Source organism: Stutzerimonas azotifigens DSM 17556, assembly GCF_000425625.1.
Taxonomy (GTDB): domain Bacteria; phylum Pseudomonadota; class Gammaproteobacteria; order Pseudomonadales; family Pseudomonadaceae; genus Stutzerimonas; species Stutzerimonas azotifigens.
The window spans coordinates 1-18,256 of record NZ_AUDU01000081.1 but is presented as its reverse complement, the minus strand read 5'-3'; the positions used below and the strand labels follow the sequence as shown (position 1 = coordinate 18,256).

Genomic DNA, 18,256 nt, shown 5'->3' with positions numbered 1-18,256 from the left:
TAGGAGCGAGCTTGCTCGCGAAGGAACGCAGCGCCGGCATCGGATCCGTTCGCGACCAAGGTCGCTCCTACATCCAGTGCCGGTCTCGCTGCCGGCCCTGTAGGGTGGGCTTCAGCCCACCAGATGTGGAGAGCGCCGTGATCTCCCAGGCGGGCCGAAGCGGAGCGCCGCCGGCCCACCGTACCGGCCTCGCCCTAGGTCCTCAGCATCTGGCTCATCGCACTCTTCTTTACCCGCATCGCGCTGACCACCTGCCAGACGATGAAGGCCGCCGCGAGGCCGAGGAAGGTGGCGGCGATGGGGTTGGCGAGGAACGCGGCGAAGTTGCCGTCCGACAGCATCAGCCCTCGCCGCAGGTTGGTCTCGGCCATCGGCCCGAGGATGAAGCCGATGATGAACGGCGCCGGCGGGATGCCGCCCTTGGCGAAGGCGTAGCCCAGCAGGCCGAACAGCACGATGGCCCAGACGTCGAACAGGCGGCTCGACAGGCCGAAGGCGCCCACCACGCAGAGCACCAGGATGATCGGCAGCAGGATGTGCTTGGGCACCGCCAGCAGCTTGATGAAGATGCGCAGGCCGTAGAACTCCATGAACAGCATCATCACGGTCGCCACCAGCAGTGCAGCGAAGATGGTGTAGACCAGCGGGCCCTGGGTGATGAACAGCAGCGGCCCGGGCTGGATGCCGTGGATGAGGAAGCCGCCGAGCATGATGGCGGTGACGGTGTCGCCGGGAATGCCGAGGGTCAGCAGCGGCAGCATCGCCCCGCCGATGCCGGCGTTGTTCGCGGTCTCGCTGGCGACCACGCCGCCGATGTTGCCCTTGCCGTAGCTGTCCGGGTCCTTGGCGCGCTTCTTCGAGATGATGTAGGCGACCAGGTTCGAGGTGCCGGCGCCGATGCCCGGCAGGATGCCAATGCCGAGCCCGATCAGGCCGGAGCGGGTGGCGTTGGGAATCTGCTGGCGGAACTCGGCGAGGGAAAAGCCGAAACCCTTGATGTTGCGCATGCTGACCGACTGCGCCTGGGTCTGCTTCTGGGTGCGACCGGTTTCCGCCACCTTGATGATCTCCGCGACGGCGAACATGCCGATCATCACCGTCAGCATGGCGAAGCCGCCGTTGAGTTCGGCGAAGTCGAAGGTGAAGCGACGGATCGCCTCGACCGGCGCGATGCCCACCGTGGACACCGCGAAGCCGAGCGCGCCGGCGAACAGGCCCTTGGCCATCGAGCCGGTGGACAGCGTGGCGATCAGGGTCAACGAGAACACCGCGATGGCGAAGTATTCGTGTGGCCCGAAGCGCAGCGCGACCTTGGCCAGCTGCGGGGCGATGAACATCAGCGCCAGGATGCTGAAGATGGTGCCGAGGAAGGAAAACACGATGCCGATGCCGAGCGCCTTGACGCCCTGGCCCTTCTCCATCAGCGGCCCGCCGTCGAACACGGTGGCGATGGAGGAGGGCGTGCCCGGGATCTTCAGCAGAATCGCCGAGATCAGGCCGCCCGAGGTGGCGCCGACGAACAGCGCGACCAGCAGCGAAAGGCCGGCCTGGGGGCCCATGGTGAAGGTCAGCGGCAGGCAGAGGGCCACGGCCATGGTGGCCGACAGGCCCGGTATCGCCCCGAAGACGATGCCGACCGCGACGCCGACGGCGATGAGGATGATGGTCTGGAGCGAGAAGACCGCACCGAAACCCACTTGCAGCAGATCGAGCATGGCGGCTCTCCTAGAAATTCAGCACGCCGGCCGGAAGCATCAGGTCGAAGGTCTCCCGGAACAGGACATACACCAGCACGGAGGTCACCACGGCGATGATCAGGTAGCCCAGGTGGCGCGGCTTCTGGTCGACCGGTGTCAGCACCAGGAACTGCAGGTACAGGTAGATCGCCGTCATGATCGGGAAGCCCACCGGCTTGAGCAGGGAGATGTAGCCGACTATCAGCGCGAGGGTCTTGCTCACCGTCTTCAGGTCGGGCGTGGCGCCCACCGCGAGCGCCTCCTCGGGTTCGCCCTGCACGGCCTGCGGGGCCTTGAACACCGCGAGGATGTGCAGGCCGCTGAGTACGCACAGCATCACCGAGAGCAGGTAGGGGACGAAGGTGGCGTCGATGCCGTCGTGGCCGGGCAGGCGGGTGGTCAGCAGCAGGTAACCGAGCCCGGCGCACAGCATGGCGGCGCCGGTCACCAGTTCCCGCTTCTTGTTCGAAGCCATGGGGCGTACCTCGTGGATGGATGGATGGCTGGTTGCGCAAGGGCCGGCCCCTGGGCCGGCCGGCTCCGACATCAGTTCTTGGACTGGCGCAGTTCATCCTTGAAGTTCATGAAGTTCTCGCGGGTCTTGCCGAGCACCTCGGCGGCTTCCTCCGTGCCGTAGTAGGCGACCGGTTGCTTGAAGGATTTCTTCAGCTCCTCGGCGTACTCCGGGTTCTCGGTGATCTGCTTCATGATGCCGGCCATCTTCTTGACGATCGCCGGGTCGGTGCCCTTGGGGAAGGCGACCACGTAGGGCTTGTCGATGGTGAAGTCGACGCCCTGTTCCTTGAAGGTCTTGACGTCGCCGAGCAGCTCGTTGCGCTCGCTGTTGGGCTGGCCCAGCGCGACCATCTGCCCGCCCTTGATGTAGTCCTGCACCGAGCCGTAGCTGATGGCGGCCAGGTCGATGCGGCCGCCGAGCAGCGCCACGACCTTTTCCGACACCGTGCCGGCGTCGACCATCTTCATCTTCACGCCTGCCAGTTCCTCGAACATCAGCCCCTGGATGTGGGAGAAGCTGCCCATCTCGGTGCCGTAGGTGATGCTTTCCGGCTCGGCTTTAGCCTTGTCGATCAGCTCCTGGAGGCTGTTCACGCCTGCCTGTTTGGCAGCGACGAAGATCGCGCCCTTGTCCACGCCGGCGATGCAGCAGATGTCGAAGGCCTCGAAGCTGTCCTCGGACAGGCCCGCCACCTCGTTGACGATCAACTGGCCGGTGTGGGTGAACAGGATGGTGTTGCCGTCCGCCGCGGCGCCCTTGACCTGCTCGGCGGCGAGCGTGCCGCCGCCTCCGGCGACATTGGTCACCACCATGTTCTTGCCGGTGATCTCGTTGAAGTACTTGGCCATCATCCGGGCGTTGAAGTCGGTGTCGCCGCCGGGGTTGGCGATGACGACGACCTGAACCGGACGAGTCGGCCAGTTGGTCGCATCGGCGGAAAAGGCAGACGGAGCGGCGATGGCCATGAAGGCGGAGAGGAGGGAAGCGCAGATTGTTTTTTTCATTGTCGTTCCTTTCGCTTGTGGTCGTGGTTTCTTGTCGGGCTCAGCGCGGTCCGCGCCCGAGGCTGGGCTTCTTGGGGTGGTACTGCCAATCCGGTACCAGATAGCGCATCGCCATGGCGTCGTCGCGCGCGCCGCTGGCGACCTTCTTGTAGAGCTCGTGGGCCGCCAGGATCCGCTCCATGTCCGGCTCGACGCCCAGGCCCGGACGCTCCGGCACCGCGACCTCGCCGCCGACGATCCGCAGCGGTTCGCGGGTCAGCCGCTCCTGGCCTTCCTGCCAGATCCAGTGGGTGTCGATGGCAGTGATGCGCCCCGGCGCCGCGGCGGCCACATGGGTGAACATCGCCAGCGAGACGTCGAAGTGGTTGTTCGAGTGCGAGCCCCAGGTCAGGCCGAACTGGTCGCACAGCTGGGCCAGGCGCACCGAGCCGGCCATGGTCCAGAAATGCGGGTCGGCCAGCGGGATGTCGACCGCGTCGAGGCGGAGCGAATGGCCCATCTGCCGCCAGTCGGTGGCGACCATGTTGGTGGCCGTGGGAATGCCGGTGGCGCGGCGGAACTCGGCCATGACCTCGCGCCCCGAGTAGCCGTTTTCAGGGCCGCAGGGGTCTTCGGCGTAGGCGAGGACGTGGCCCTGGCCCTTGCACAGGGCGATGGCCTCGTCCAGCGACCAGGCGCCGTTCGGGTCGAGCGTCACGCGGGCGTCGGGGAAGCGCGCCTTGATCGCGGCCACCGCCTGCAGTTCCTCGCTGCCGTGCATAACCCCGCCCTTGAGCTTGAAATCGCGGAAGCCGTAGCGGTCGGCGGCGCACTCGGCCTGGCGGGCGATCGCCTCGGGCGTGAGCGCCTGCTGGTGGCGCAGGTGGTACCAGTTCTCGCCGGTGGAGGCGAGGTAGGGCAGGTCGGTGCGGGTGCGGTCACCTATATAGAAGAGGTAGGCCAGCATCGGCACGCGCTCGCGCTGCTGACCGGCACCGAGCAGTTCGGCCACCGGGACGCCCAGGTGCTGGCCGAGCAGGTCGAGCAGCGCCGCCTCGACAGCGGTGAGCACGTTGTCCAGGCGCAGGTTGATCTCGTGCGGTTGCCTGAGCACCGCGGCCTCGGCTTCGGAGGTCACCTCGTGGCGGGTGGCCTGGGGCGTGCCGCTGGCGTTGCCGGCGATGGCCCGGCGCAGGGCGTTCAGCGTGCGGTTGTAGCGGCCGATGGGCTGGCCGATCACCAGCTCTCGGCTACGCTCCAGGGCGAGGCGGATGCCTTCTCCGCCGGGGACTTCGCCGATGCCGGTACGCCCGGCGCTGTCCTCGAGCAATACCAGGTTGCGGGTGAAGTAGGGGGCGTGGGCGCCACACAGGTTGAGCAGCATGCTGTCGCAGCCGGCGACGGGAATCACCTGCATGCTGCGCACCACCGGGGTCGCCGTCATCGTTTCGGTCATGGCCGATGGGCTCCTTGGTGTCCGCTCGGTCGGGAAAGCGGGAGAGGACGAAGGCGTGACGGAGAAGCACCGGCGGAGGTCCGCATGGGCGCGAAGGCGGTGCCGGGAAGGGCGTCCTGCGCCCGGGGGCGAAGGGCGTGGGATGTCTGTGCAACGGGGCGATGTTCGGGCATGGCCTTGGCTCGCTTTTATTATTTTGAGCGTCGTAGGTCGTCATACGACATGACGGCTTTTTTACCAGCGGTGCTTCGAAGCTGTCAAACGAAAAACGTATCGGTGGCCTGGCTCGCCGGTTGTCGCCCCTGACATGCAGGGTGTCGTCCGGGGCGACGTAGCGCCCGAAGCAGGCGGCAGGCCAGTGGAAGTGCCGTCCTACCTTTCGGCGGCTGCGGGTGGCTTACGAGCGGAAGGGGTTGGCGCCTCTAAAGTTGTACGATAACGTATCTCAAGCTTGACCTCGCTTCCCCTCATCGCTGCACAGGATGTTCGAATAATGAACCCACAAGAATTGAAGGCCATCCTCTCCTCCGGGCTGCTGTCCTTTCCGCTCACCGATTTCGACCGCAACGGGGATTTCGACCGTGCCGGCTATGCCAGGCGCCTGGAATGGCTGGCGCCCTACGGCGCCACCGCGCTGTTCGCGGCGGGCGGCACCGGCGAGTTCTTCTCGCTGACGCCGCAGGAGTATCCGGAGATCATCAGGACGGCGGTGGATACCTGCGCCGGCAGCGTGCCGATCCTGGCCGGCGTCGGCGGGCCGACCCGCGTGGCCATCCAGATGGCGCAGGAGGCCGAGCGCCTGGGCGCCAAGGGTCTGCTGCTGCTGCCGCACTACCTGACCGAAGCCAGCCAGGACGGCGTCGCGGCGCACGTGGAGCAGGTCTGCAAGTCGGTGAAGATCGGCGTGGTGGTCTACAACCGCAACGTCTGCCGGCTGACCCCCGCGCACCTGGAGCAGCTCGCCGAGCGCTGCCCGAACCTGATCGGCTACAAGGACGGCCTCGGCGACATCGAGCTGATGGTCTCGATCCGGCGCCGCCTGGGCGATCGTCTGAGCTATCTCGGCGGCCTGCCCACCGCGGAAGTCTATGCGGCGGCCTACAAGGCGCTGGGCGTGCCCGTGTACTCGTCGGCGGTGTTCAACTTCATCCCGAAGACCGCGATGGCTTTCTACAACGCCATCCACGCGGACGACCAGGAGACCGTCGGCAGGCTCATCGACGATTTCTTCCTGCCGTATCTCGATATCCGCAACCGCTGCAAGGGCTACGCGGTGAGCATCGTCAAGGCCGGCGCGACCATCGTCGGGCATGACGCCGGCCCGGTGCGTGCGCCGCTGACCGACCTGACGCCCGACGAGTACGAACGCCTGGCCGCGCTGATCGAGGCCCAGGGCGCGCAGTGACGTCCATGGGGAGGGCTGCCGCCTTTCCCGTCCGCGCTTCGAGCGCGTATCGCTGCCCGGCGGACGGTCGCCGTCGCCCGGCAGCCCAGCAGAGGACAACCGCATGGCTGACGTGAAACGCTACGACAACTACATCGACGGCCAGTGGGTCGGCGCAGACCGCTACCAGCCGAACATCAACCCGTCCGACCTGTCGGACGTGATCGGGGAATACGCGCAGGCCGGCGCCGCCCAGGTCGAGCAGGCGGTCGCCGCCGCCCGCCGCGCCTTCCCGGCCTGGTCCACCTCCGGCATCCAGGCGCGCGCCGATGCGCTGGAGAAGGTCGGTCTGGAAATCCTCGCGCGTCGCGAGGAGCTCGGCGCGCTCTTGGCCCGCGAGGAGGGCAAGACGTTGCCCGAGGCCATCGGCGAAGTAGCCCGCGCCGGCAACATCTTCAAGTTCTTCGCCGGCGAATGCCTGCGCCAGACCGGCGAGACGCTGCAGTCGGTGCGCCCCGGCGTCGGCGTGGAGGTCACCCGCGAGCCGCTCGGCGTGGTCGGGCTGATCACCCCGTGGAACTTCCCGATCGCCATCCCCGCCTGGAAGATCGCCCCGGCGCTGGCCTACGGCAATTGCGTGGTGATCAAGCCGGCCGACCTGGTGCCCGGCTGCGCCTGGGCCATCGCCGAGATCATCTCCCGCGCGGGCTTCCCGGCCGGCGTGTTCAACCTGGTGATGGGCCGTGGGCGCGAAGTCGGCGAGGCCATGGTCCACGCAAAGGATGTCGACGCGGTGAGCTTCACCGGTTCGGTCGCGGTCGGCCGCGGCATCGCCCAGGCCTGCGTGGCACGCGGCGCCAAGGTGCAGTTGGAGATGGGCGGCAAGAACCCGCAGATCGTGCTGGACGATGCCGACCTGAACGTCGCCGTGGAAATCTGCACCCAGAGCGCCTTCTATTCCACCGGCCAGCGCTGCACCGCTTCCAGCCGCCTGATCGTCACCGAAGGCATCTACGAGCGCTTCGTCGAGGCGATGGTCGAGCGCATCGGCAAGATCAGGGTCGGCCCGGCCCTGGAGCAGGGCGTGGACGTCGGCCCGGTGGTCTCCGAGGCCCAGCTCGAGCAGGACCTGCGCTACATCGCGCTCGGCAAGGAGGAGGGCGCGCGCCTGGCCTGCGGCGGCGAGCGGGTGGCCTGCGGCACCGAGGGTTACTTCCTGGCGCCGACGCTGTTCGTCGACAGCCACGCGAATATGCGCATCAGCCGCGAGGAAATTTTCGGCCCGGTGGCCAACATCGTGCGGGTCAAGGACTACGACGAGGCGCTGGCTATGGCCAACGACACCGAGTTCGGCCTGTCCGCGGGCCTCTGCACCACTTCGCTGAAATATGCCAACCACTTCAAGCGCCACGCCCAGGCCGGCATGGTGATGATCAACCTGCCGACCGCCGGGGTGGACTACCACGTGCCCTTCGGCGGCCGCAAAGGCTCGTCCTACGGACCGCGCGAACAGGGCCGCTACGCCCAGGAGTTCTACACCACGGTCAAGACGACATACATTGGCTGACCAGCAGGGCCCAGCCGCCAGGCCGCGGGCCCTCGCCAACGACAAGAACAACAGAGGCACCACCATGAACGCACCCCTGGCGGGCACTCCGCTGATCACCGAACTGACCGTCGTGCCCGTCGCCGGGCAGGACAGCATGCTGATGAACCTGAGCGGCGCGCACGGCCCCTGGTTCACCCGCAACATCCTCATCCTCAAGGACAACGCCGGGCGCGTCGGCGTCGGCGAGGTGCCCGGCGGCGAAGCCATCCGCCAGACCCTCGAAGACGCCCGCGGCCTGCTGCTCGGCGAGCCGATCGGCCAGTACAACGCCTTGCTCAACCGCGCGCGGCGCGCCTTCGCCGACCGCGATGCCGGCGGCCGCGGCCTGCAGACCTTCGACCTGCGCGTCGCCATCCACGCCGTGACGGCGCTGGAGTCGGCGCTGCTCGACCTGCTCGGCCAGCATCTGGAGGTGCCGGTCGCGGCGCTGCTCGGCGAGGGCCAGCAACGCGACGAGGTGGAGATGCTCGGCTACCTCTTCTACGTCGGCGACCGCCGCAAGACCGACCTCGGCTACCGCGACGAATCCGCCGCCGACGCCGCCTGGTTCCGTGTCCGCAACGAAGAGGCGATGACGCCCGAGGCGGTGGTGCGCCAGGCCGAGGCGGCCTATGCGCGCTACGGCTTCAAGGACTTCAAGCTCAAGGGCGGCGTGCTGCGCGGCGAGCAGGAGGTCGAGGCGATCCGGGCGCTGGCCGAGCGTTTCCCCGAGGCGCGCATCACCCTCGATCCGAACGGCGCCTGGTCGCTGGACGAGGCCATCGGCCTGTGCCGTGATCTGCACGGCGTGCTGGCCTATGCCGAGGACCCCTGCGGCGCGGAGAACGGCTATTCCGGCCGCGAGGTGATGGCCGAGTTCCGCCGCGCCACCGGCCTGCCCACGGCCACCAACATGATTGCCACCGACTGGCGGCAGATGGGCCACACGGTGCAGCTGCAGTCGGTGGACATCCCGCTGGCCGATCCGCACTTCTGGACCATGGCCGGCTCGGTGCGCGTCGCGCAGATGTGCCACGACTGGGGCCTGACCTGGGGTTCGCACTCGAACAACCACTTCGACGTCTCGCTGGCGATGTTCACCCACGTGGCCGCCGCGGCGCCGGGGCGTGTCACCGCCATCGATACCCACTGGATCTGGCAGGACGGCCAGCACCTGACGCGCGAGCCGCTGCAGATCGTCGGCGGCAAGGTGGCGGTGCCGAAGAAGCCGGGCCTGGGGGTCGAGCTGGACTGGGACGCGCTGGAACAGGCGCATGCGCACTACAGGGAGAAGGGCCTGGGCGCGCGCGACGATGCCATCGCCATGCAGTACCTGGTGCCGAACTGGACGTTCGACAACAAGAAGCCGTGCATGGTGCGCTGAGGTCGCGGCCCATCAGGGGGCTCCGGTGGGCTGAAGCCCACCTGCAACGCCATACCGTACTTGTAGGGTGGGCTTCAGCCCACCGAATGGGAATCCTGGTGGGCTAAAGCCCACGGCCAACATGGCAACGCCGCGGGTGTTTGTAGGTGGGCCGGGCGGCGTTCCGCTTCAGCCCACCAGCGGAAGGCATCGCGGTCTCGACCGCGAATCGACAACAACAACCGGTCTGAACCGGAGAACGACATGAGCGAAACCGTGCAACTGATCCAGCACAAGGATTCCCCACGCTGCATCCGCCTGAACCAGGCGGACAACGTCGCGGTGATCGTCAACGACGGCGGCGTGCCGGCCGGGGCGCAGTTCGACGACGGGCTGGTCACCGTGGAAGGCGTGCCGCAGAGCCACAAGGTGGCGCTGGTCGACATCGGCGAAGGCGAGCCGGTGCGCCGCTACGGCCAGATCATCGGCTACGCGCGCGAACCCCTCCGCCGCGGCAGCTGGGTCAAGGAAACCCAGCTCGAGATGCCCAGCGCCCCGCCGCTCGACAGCCTGCCGCGCGCCAGCGCCGTGCCCGAGCCGTTGCCGCCGCTGGAGGGCCATACCTTCGAGGGTTACCGCAACGCCGACGGCACGGTCGGCACGCGCAACATCCTCGGTATCACCACCACCGTGCAGTGCGTCACCGGCGTGCTCGAGCACGCGGTGGCGCGTATCCGCCGCGAGCTGCTGCCGAAATACCCGAACGTCGACGACGTGGTGGCGCTCACCCACAGCTACGGCTGCGGCGTGGCGATCAACGCGCGCGACGCCTACATCCCGATCCGCACCGTGCGCAACCTGGCGCGCAACCCGAATCTGGGCGGCGAGGCCCTGGTGATCGGCCTCGGCTGCGAGAAGCTGCAGGCCGAGCAGGTGATGCACGAAGGCGACCCTTCGGTGGACCTGCGCGAACCCTGGCTGTATCGCCTGCAGGAATCGAAGACCGGCTTCGGCGAGATGATCGAGCAGATCATGGCGCTGGCCGAGGCGCGGCTGCAGAAGCTCGACCGCCGTCGCCGCGAGACGGTGCCGGCCTCCGAACTGATCCTCGGCATGCAGTGCGGCGGCAGCGACGCCTTCTCCGGCATCACCGCCAACCCGGCGCTGGGCTATGCCGCCGATCTGCTGGTGCGCGCCGGCGCCACCGTGATGTTCTCGGAGAACACCGAGGTGCGCGACGCGGTGTACATGCTCACCGCGCGGGCCGAGTCGCCCGAGGTGGCCGACGCGCTGATCGCCGAGATGGACTGGTACGACCGCTACCTCGAGCGCGGTGCCGCCGACCGCAGCGCCAACACCACGCCCGGCAACAAGAAGGGCGGGCTGTCGAACATCGTCGAGAAATCGCTGGGCTCGATCGTCAAGTCCGGCAGCGGCGCCATCAACGGCGTGGTCGGCCCGGGCGAGCGGGTGTCCCGGCGCGGCCTGATCTTCTGCGCGACGCCGGCCAGCGACTTCGTCTGCGGCACGCTGCAACTGGCCGCCGGGATGAACCTGCACGTGTTCACCACCGGCCGCGGCACGCCCTACGGCCTGGCCATGGCGCCGGTGGTCAAGGTGGCGACCCGCAGCGAACTGGCCGAACGCTGGCCGGATCTGATCGACATCGACGCCGGGCGCATCGCCAGCGGTCGCGCCACCCTCGAGGAACTGGGCTGGGAGCTGTTCCACTACTACCTGGACGTCGCCAGCGGCCGCCGGAAGACCTGGGCCGAGCGCCACCGGCTGCACAACGACCTCGTGCTGTTCAACCCGGCGCCGATCACCTGAGGAGGATGCCTGCATGGCCGTGGACAATGTGCTGATCGAGCGCCTGCAGGCGCTGCTGGGGGAGACGGGGCTGATCCGCGACCCACAGCGGATGGCGCCCTACCTGTGCGACTGGCGCAAGGCCTACCGCGGGCGCGCCGCGCTGGTGCTGCGCCCGGCCAGCACCGGGGAAGCCGCCGCCGCAGTGCGCCTGTGCCACGAGGCGGGCGTGCCGCTGGTGCCCCAGGGCGGCAACACCGGCCTGTGCGGCGGCTCGATTCCGGACGACTCGGGCGAGCAGGTGGTGCTCTCGCTGTCACGCATGAACCGTATCCGCGCGCTGGACGTGCAGAACGATACGGTGACCGTCGAGGCCGGGGTGATACTCGCGCAGCTACAGGCGGCCGCCGCCGAGGCCGGACGCCTGTTCCCGCTGTCGCTGGGCGCCGAAGGCAGCTGCACGGTTGGCGGCAACCTGGCGACCAACGCCGGGGGCACCGCCGTGCTGCGCTACGGCAACATGCGTGAGCTGACCCTGGGGCTGGAGGTGGTGCTGCCCGACGGGCAGGTCTGGAACGGGCTGCGCGGCCTGCGCAAGGACAACACCGGCTACGACCTCAAGCAGCTGTTCATCGGCGCCGAGGGCACGCTCGGCGTCATCACCGCCGCGGTGCTCAAGCTCTATCCGGCCATTCGCAGCCGCGCCACCGCCTGGACCGCCTTGCCGAGCGCCGAGGCCGCGGTGGCCCTGATCGGTGCGCTGCGCGCGCGTTGCGGCGATCGCCTGACCGGCTTCGAACTGATGTCCCGGCAGAGCCTCGAGTTCGTGCTGCGCCACCTGCCCGGGTGCAGCGACCCCTTCGCCGAGCCGCATCCCTGGTACGTGCTGATCGAGCTGAGCGATCCCTCGGCCGAGGCCGCGCTCGGGGAGTGGCTGGAAGCTTCGCTGGGGGAGGGTTTCGAAAGCGGCCTGGTACGAGACGCGGTGATCGCCACCAGCGAGGCCCAGGTCGCCGCGCTCTGGGCGCTGCGCGAAGGCATTTCCGAAGCGCAGAACCACGAGGGGCCGAGCCTCAAGCACGACATCACGGTGCCGATCAGCCTCATCCCCGAGTTCATCGCCAGCACCGGCGCGCGGCTGGAACAGGCCCTGCCTGGCGTGCGGATTGTCTGTTACGGACACGTCGGCGACGGCAACCTGCACTACAACCTGAGCAAGCCGCCGGGCATGGAGGATGCAGCCTTCAAGAGCCGGCAACCGCAGCTGACCACCCTGGTGTTCGATGCCACCAGCGCCATGCACGGCAGCATCAGCGCCGAGCACGGGCTCGGCCAGGCCAAGCGCGACGCGGTGCGGCACTACAAGGACCCGGTGGAGCAGGCGCTGATGCGCGCGCTCAAGCACACCCTGGACCCCAGGGGGCTGATGAATCCGGGCAAGGTGCTCTGAGGCGGGCGACGCCCTCGTCGCGACGGCGTCAGGCCGGCTGACGCGCCGGCGCCGCGACGGACAACCGCCACCACCCCGGCAGCAGCCGGCGCACCCGCGGCTGGGCGAAGCGGTCGTCGATCAGGTGCACCACGCCGCGGTCGTCCACCGTGCGGATCACCCGGCCGGCGGCCTGTACCACCTTCTGCAGGCCGGGGTAGAGGTAGGCGTAGTCGTAGCCGGCGCCGAACAGGGCATCCAGGCGCTTGCGGAATTCCTCGTTGACCGGGTTGACCTGCGGCAGGCCGAGGGTGGCGACGAAGGCGCCGATCAGGCGCTCGCCCGGCAGGTCGATGCCTTCGGCGAAGGCACCGCCGAGCACGGCGAAGCCGACCCCGCGGCCGCCCGGCGTGAAGCGCTGGAGGAAGGCCGTGCGCTCCGCTTCTTCCATGCCGCGGGTCTGTACCCAGTGCGGCACCTCGGGGTGCTGCTCGGCCAGGCGGGCGACCACCCGTTCCAGGTAGTCGAAGCTGCTGAAAAAGGCCAGGTAGTTGCCGGGGCGCTGGCGGTACTGGCTGGCGATCAGCGCCGCGATCGGCTGGATCGAGGCTTCGCGGTCGGCGTAGCGGGTCGAGACCTGGCGGACCAGGTGCACCTCCAACTGCTCGGCGGAGAACGGCGATTCCACCTCCAGCCAGCGCCCGTCGGGCAGGCCCAGCGTGTCGGCGTAGAAGCGCCGCGGGCCGAGGGTGGCGGAGAACAGCACCGCCGAACGCGCGCTGGCGAAGCGCGGGGCGAGGAAGGGCGCCGGGACCACGTTGCGCAGGCAAAGGCGCGAGGTCGGCCGCTTGCCCGCACGCCCCGGCATCAGACTGCAGTCGACCAGCGAATGCGCGCCGAAGCATTCGGCCAGGTGACAGAAGTGCAGGGCGTCGAAGTAGGCGAGCTGCCAGTCGCCGTCGAGCCCGGTGGGCTGCTCGGAGAGGTATTCGGTGATCGCGCCAACCAGTTGCTGCAGGGCGCCGATCAGCTTGACCGGCAGATCGGGCAGCACCGCGTAGGCGGCCACCTGCTCGTGGTGCACCTCCGCCCAGGCGCGCAGGGCGCGTTCCAGCGGCTTCTTCAGCGGCGCCGGTGCTTCGGCCTTGAGCGCCTTGAAACGGCGCTGGTCGAGTTCGGCGCTGTACATGCCTCGTCCCCGGTCCAACAGGTTGTGCGCCTCGTCCACCAGCAGGCCGACGCGCCAGTCGTTGGCCTGGGTGAGGCCGTGCAGCAGGGCGCTGGCGTCGAAGTAGTAGTTGTAGTCGCCGACCACCACGTCGGCCCAGCGCGCCAGTTCCTGGGCCAGGTAGTAGGGGCAGACCTGGTGGGCGAGGGCGATCTCGCGCACGGCCGGCCGGTCGAGCCGGGCCTGTCCGACGGCGGCGGCGCGGGCGGCAGGCAGGCGGTCGTAGAAGCCGGCGGCCAGCGGACAGGATTCGCCGTGGCAGGCCTTGTCGGGGTGCTCGCAGCTCTTCTCGCGGGCGATCAGTTCCAGCGTGCGCAGTGGCAGGCCGGGGCGCTGGAGGGTATGCAGAGCGTCGAGCGCCAGGGCGCGCCCGGAGGTCTTGGCGGCGAGGAAGAACAGCTTGTCCAGCCCCTGGCCGGGCATGGCCTTGAGCTGCGGGAAGAGCGTGCCGAGCGTCTTGCCGATGCCGGTCGGCGCCTGCGCCAGCAGGTGGGTGCCGGTGCAGGCGGCCTTGTACACCGCCTCGGCGAGCGTGCGCTGGCCGCTGCGGAACTCGCCGTGCGGGAAGCGCAGTTCGCGCAGCGCCGCGTCGCGCGCGCCGCGGTGCGCCAGTTCCTGCTCGGCCCAGGCCAGGAAGCGCGCGCACTGGTCCTCGAAGAACAGGCGCAGCTGTTCGGCGCTGTGCCGTTCCAGCAGCAGGGTTTCCTTCTGGCTGACCACGTCGAAATACACCAGCGCCAGCTCGAGGGTGTCGAGCCCGCGCGCCTGGCACAGCAGCCAGCCGTACACCCGCGCCTGCGCCCAGTGCAGCTGGCGATGGTTGGCCGGCTGGCGGGCGAGGTCGCCGCGGTAGGTCTTGATCTCCTCCAGGCGGTTGTTCGCCGAGTCGTAGCCGTCGGCCCGGCCGCGCACGCGCAGCAGGCCGTATTCGCCGTCGAGCGCGACTTCCCGCTCGTAGCCGGCGCCGCGCCGGCCGGTGACCAACTGGTGCCCGGAGATGCCTTCCTGGGCCGTGGGCGAGGGGGTGAAACGCAGGTCGAGGTCGCCGCACTTGGCGGTGAACTCGCACAGCGCGCGTACCGCGACGCGGTAGCTCACGCCTCGGCCCACTGCACGTAGCAGACGGTCACCGGGATGCCGTGCTGCGCGGCGTAGGCCAGCCAGCGCTTCTGGTTGTCCTGCAGGCGGTCGCCGGGCCCCTTCACCTCGATCAGCCGGTAGCTGCGTTCGGCCAGGTCGAACTGGATCAGGTCCGGCAGGCCGGAGCGGTTGGCCGGCACGTCGGCGAGGATGCGCCGGAAGAAGGCCTTCAGGTGCGCCGCCGGCAGGCAGGCCAGGGCCTGTTCCAGCAGCGCTTCGTCCAGCAGCCCCCAGGCGACAAAGGGCGACTGCAGGCCGAACTTGGCGGCGAAGGTGCGGCGGATGCAGTCGTGGTAGTCGCCGCTGTCGAGCCGGGAAAGGCAATGCTCGAACAGCTCGGCGCGGCGGCTGAAGAAGTCCGGGCTGGCGAGGTCCGCCGGGCCGCTGTGGAAGGGGTGGAAGAAGGCGCCGGGCAGCGGCGCGAACACCGCTTCCCAGCAGAGCAGGCCGAGCAGCGAATTGATCAGGGTGTTCTCGACGTAGTGCACCGGTTTGTCCGGCGTGCCAAGGTGATCGCGCACCGCATGCTCTACCGAGACGCCGGTGAAGGGCAGCACCAGGTCCAGGCGGGTTTCGCCGAGCGGGCGGGCGCGCGGCACCGGGCGGCCGCCGAGCGTGCGCCGCAGGCGCGGCAGGATGCGTGCGAGCTGCTGGGCCTCGGCCTCGCTCTCCGGGCGCTCGGCCGCCTGGCTGGCGAGGGCCAGCGCCGCTTCGGGCTGGTCCAGCCGTTCGAGCACGCGGATGGCACGCTCGCGCGCGCCGGGGTAGCGGTTGCCGGCATGGATGCGCAGCGCCTCGGCCAGTTCGCCTTCGCGTTCGAGCTGCTGCCCCAGGCGCAGCAGCAGCTTGCCGCGGCGGCTCTCCAGCCAGTCGTTGTCGAACGCCGCCTGTGGCACCTCGGCCAGTATCGCGGCCACCGTGTCGCCCGCCTCGAAGCGCTCGCGGCAGCGCTGCAGGTGCAGGTAGTCGTCGATGTCCCGCCGGCTGCGGAAGGCCCGCGAACTGGCGGAGAAGGGCACCTGCTCGTAGCGGAAGATGCCGAGGTCGGCGAGCACGAACTCGGTCCAGTCCTGCCGCAGGTTGCCGAAGAACATCAGCCGCAGGCGTTCGCAGAACTCGCCGATGCGCACCCGCAGGACCTGCTCCTCGAGCTGCCCGCACCAGTCGGCGAACGGCCGCGCCTCGGCGTGTTCGGCGCACAGCGCGGCGTACAGCTCGGCCTTGCGCAGGTGCCGCAGGGCCAGGGCGCCGAGGCTGTGCAGCAGCTCGTCCTTCTTCAGCAGGACGAACAGTTCGTCGAAAGACAGCGGCGGAGCCGGGTCGATCCAGCCGAGTTCGGCCAGCGGTGCGGCGGCGCGCCGTGGACAGCCGATCTCGGCGTAGCGCAGCTTGCCGGTGCGAAACAGCTCGCCCTTGCGCATCACCATGCGCACCAGCAGCGCGCGCGACGCCTGGGGCAGGACGGGGAAGTCTTCGAGAAAGCGCTGTTCGGGCGCCAGCAGCAGGTCGCCGTGGTGCTCCCCGACCCAGCGCAGCACCTGCTGGAAGTTGTCGAGGTAATAGAACGGGTTTTCCAGGGGCTGGCGCATCGAACGTCCGGTTCGGTCGGGGCCGGGCGAACGGCTGCCCGGCTGGAAGCTGGCTATTTATACAGCGTCGGCGGCGCTTGGCAAACGTCCGCCGATCGGTGGCCTGGGCATCGGGCCGCGAACCGCTGGCCGTCGGCGTGTTCGGAAGAAGGACCAACACATCCCGGAGGGCGAGCGGTGGCTGGCGACATCAATGCGGCGGATCTGGGCATCGACGTCCACAAGGGCGAGGGCGAACTGTTCAAGTGGCTGCTGGCCAGCTTCCTGTTCGGCAAGCGCATCCAGCAGGACATCGCCGCCGAGGCGTACCGGGCGATCGTCGAGAAGCACGGCTGCGACACGCCGAAGAAGCTCCACGCGCGCAGCTGGCAGCAGATCGTCGACATGCTCGGCGAGGGCCATTACGTGCGCTACGACGAATCCACCGCCGACCGGCTGCTTAAGCTGAGCGGCAAGCTGATCGACGAGTACGACGGCCGGGTGAGCCGCATCCACGAGCTGGCCAAGGACCGCAAGGATCTGGAAAAGCGCCTGCAGGCCTTCGAGGGCATCGGCCCGAAGACGGTGGAAATCTTCATGCGCGAGGCGGAGAAGGTCTGGCGTTGACGCGATCGTTCAGGAAGCCTTCGGCTTTCAGGCAGGCCTGCGGCCTGCATTCGCCGCGAGGGCGCGCCTCCCACGGGATTCGGTGGGCACGCCGCTGTTCGTGGGAGGCCCGACCTCGGGGCGAGCTTGCCTGAGTGAACGACACCGTGGCACTGAACGGCGCTTGCAGGCCGGGCGCGGGGCGGTAGAGTGGGCGCAGCCCCAACCGAGTCTTTCCCATGCGCGTCGTCCTGTTCGTCATCGCCTTCACCGCTTCGCTGCCGGCCCTGGCCGCGCCGGCGCCCTGGTTCAAGTGGCAGAGCAAGGTCGACGGGCAGATCGCCTGTGCGCAGTCCTCGCCCGGCCCCGGCTGGGAGCTGCACGAGGGCACGCCCTATCGCGACCTGCGCTGCACACAGCCGCTCTACCGCCTCGAGCAGAAGCGCACGCCGGAGCGGCGCCGCGACTGACTGTGGGAGGCCGCGTCCGTTCCCGACGGGCTGCGGCATTCAACACATCCCTGTGGATTGCGCGCCCTTCAGGGCGATCCACCCGCTCCAGCCGGAACGCACCGTCCACGACAGGCTCTGATGGAAGGACGGCGCCCTCGCCGTGGCGCGCTGAGAGGCCATTCGTGAACACGCTGAAGATCGCCACCTTCAACATCAACGGCATCCGCTCGCGCCTGCCGGCGCTGATGCAGTGGCTGGACCGGGAAGCGCCGGACATCGTCTGCCTGCAGGAGCTCAAGGCACAGGATGACGCGTTCCCGGCGCAGGAGATCCGCTCGGCCGGCTACGGCTGCATCTGGCACGGGCAGAAGTCCTGGAACGGCGTGGCCATCCTCGCCAAAGGCATGGAGCCGATCGAGAGTCGCCGCGGCCTGCCCGGCGACGAGTCGGACAGCCACAGCCGCTACATCGAGGCGGCGGCGCACGGCATCGTCGTCGGCTGCCTGTACCTGCCCAACGGCAACCCGCAGCCGGGCCCGAAGTTCGACTACAAGCTGGCCTGGTTCGAGCGCCTGATCGTCCACGCCGCGCGGCTGTGGGACAGCGGCCATCCGGTGGTGCTGGCCGGCGACTACAACGTGGTGCCGACCGACGAGGACATCTACAACCCGCGCTCCTGGACCAAGGACGCCCTGCTGCAGCCGGAAAGCCGCGAATGCTACCGGCGCCTGCTGGCGCAGGGCTGGACCGACGCCCTGCGCGCGCGCTACCCGGACGAGCGCATCTACACCTTCTGGGACTACTTCCGCCAGCACTGGCAGAAGAACTCCGGCCTGCGCATCGACCACCTGCTGCTCAGCCGCGACCTGGCGCCGCGCATGGTCGACGCCGGCGTGGACCGCTGGGTGCGCGACCAGCCGCATGCCAGCGACCACGCGCCGACCTGGGTCAGGCTGGAGATCGATTGACAGGCTTCGGCCTCGACGCCGGGTCGTTC

14 protein-coding genes are annotated in these 18,256 nt (G+C 69.0%); 8 read left to right on the top strand and 6 right to left on the bottom strand.

What is annotated here, in order from left to right; translation table 11 throughout:
- Positions 1-194: 194 nt before the first annotated feature.
- From H610_RS0108020 to H610_RS0108005, 4 genes are all read right to left on the bottom strand, one after another.
- Positions 195-1,715: a tripartite tricarboxylate transporter permease gene (locus H610_RS0108020; protein WP_028239185.1), complete on the bottom strand. Its 1,521-nt coding sequence runs from the start codon at positions 1,713-1,715 to the stop codon at positions 195-197.
- 10 nt (positions 1,716-1,725) lie between these two features.
- Positions 1,726-2,211 (bottom strand): tripartite tricarboxylate transporter TctB family protein, encoded by a 486-nt coding sequence (locus tag H610_RS0108015; RefSeq protein WP_028239184.1) that lies wholly within the window; start codon positions 2,209-2,211, stop codon positions 1,726-1,728.
- A gap of 71 nt (positions 2,212-2,282) precedes the next feature.
- Positions 2,283-3,257 (bottom strand): tripartite tricarboxylate transporter substrate binding protein, encoded by a 975-nt coding sequence (locus tag H610_RS0108010; protein WP_028239183.1) that lies wholly within the window; start codon positions 3,255-3,257, stop codon positions 2,283-2,285.
- Positions 3,258-3,297: 40 nt separating this feature from the next.
- On the bottom strand, positions 3,298-4,692 hold the full coding sequence (locus tag H610_RS0108005) for an enolase C-terminal domain-like protein (protein ID WP_028239182.1): 1,395 nt from the start codon (positions 4,690-4,692) through the stop codon (positions 3,298-3,300).
- Positions 4,693-5,185: 493 nt separating this feature from the next.
- On the opposite strand from H610_RS0108005, the gene kdgD reads away from it, so the two are divergent.
- The 5 genes from kdgD to H610_RS0107980 all read left to right on the top strand — a co-directional run bounded on the left by kdgD (position 5,186) and on the right by H610_RS0107980 (position 12,286).
- A complete protein-coding gene (gene kdgD / locus H610_RS0108000; RefSeq protein WP_028239181.1) occupies positions 5,186-6,097 on the top strand; it encodes a 5-dehydro-4-deoxyglucarate dehydratase in 912 nt (303 codons plus the stop codon).
- Between the two features lie 103 nt (positions 6,098-6,200).
- Entirely contained in the window at positions 6,201-7,643 is a 1,443-nt protein-coding gene (locus tag H610_RS0107995) for an aldehyde dehydrogenase family protein (protein ID WP_028239180.1), read from the top strand.
- 64 nt (positions 7,644-7,707) lie between these two features.
- On the top strand, positions 7,708-9,048 hold the full coding sequence (gene gudD / locus H610_RS0107990) for a glucarate dehydratase (RefSeq protein ID WP_028239179.1): 1,341 nt from the start codon (positions 7,708-7,710) through the stop codon (positions 9,046-9,048).
- Between the two features lie 255 nt (positions 9,049-9,303).
- Positions 9,304-10,857: a galactarate dehydratase gene (gene garD, locus H610_RS0107985; RefSeq protein ID WP_028239178.1), complete on the top strand. Its 1,554-nt coding sequence runs from the start codon at positions 9,304-9,306 to the stop codon at positions 10,855-10,857.
- A gap of 13 nt (positions 10,858-10,870) precedes the next feature.
- On the top strand, positions 10,871-12,286 hold the full coding sequence (locus H610_RS0107980; RefSeq protein ID WP_408054991.1) for an FAD-binding oxidoreductase: 1,416 nt from the start codon (positions 10,871-10,873) through the stop codon (positions 12,284-12,286).
- Positions 12,287-12,314: 28 nt separating this feature from the next.
- Here H610_RS0107980 and H610_RS0107975 read toward each other — a convergent pair whose 3' ends face one another.
- Both H610_RS0107975 and H610_RS0107970 read right to left on the bottom strand, forming a co-directional pair.
- On the bottom strand, positions 12,315-14,591 hold the full coding sequence (locus H610_RS0107975) for an ATP-dependent DNA helicase (protein ID WP_028239176.1): 2,277 nt from the start codon (positions 14,589-14,591) through the stop codon (positions 12,315-12,317).
- On the bottom strand, positions 14,588-16,222 hold the full coding sequence (locus H610_RS0107970) for a VRR-NUC domain-containing protein (RefSeq protein WP_028239175.1): 1,635 nt from the start codon (positions 16,220-16,222) through the stop codon (positions 14,588-14,590). The genes H610_RS0107975 and H610_RS0107970 overlap by 4 nt, the downstream gene beginning before the upstream one ends.
- 177 nt (positions 16,223-16,399) lie before the next feature.
- Here H610_RS0107970 and H610_RS0107965 point away from each other — a divergent pair, with 177 nt between their 5' ends.
- The 3 genes from H610_RS0107965 (at position 16,400) to H610_RS0107955 (ending at position 18,227) form a co-directional block, all read left to right on the top strand.
- Positions 16,400-16,828 carry an HhH-GDP family DNA glycosylase gene (locus tag H610_RS0107965; RefSeq protein ID WP_028239174.1) on the top strand — a complete coding sequence of 143 codons (429 nt, stop codon included), beginning with the start codon at positions 16,400-16,402 and terminating at the stop codon, positions 16,826-16,828.
- Positions 16,829-17,046: 218 nt separating this feature from the next.
- The gene (locus H610_RS0107960) at positions 17,047-17,277 is read left to right on the top strand and encodes a hypothetical protein (RefSeq protein ID WP_028239173.1); all 231 of its coding nucleotides are present in this window, start codon (positions 17,047-17,049) and stop codon (positions 17,275-17,277) included.
- A gap of 164 nt (positions 17,278-17,441) precedes the next feature.
- On the top strand, positions 17,442-18,227 hold the full coding sequence (locus H610_RS0107955) for an exodeoxyribonuclease III (protein ID WP_028239172.1): 786 nt from the start codon (positions 17,442-17,444) through the stop codon (positions 18,225-18,227).
- The last annotated feature ends 29 nt before the right edge of the window (positions 18,228-18,256 follow it).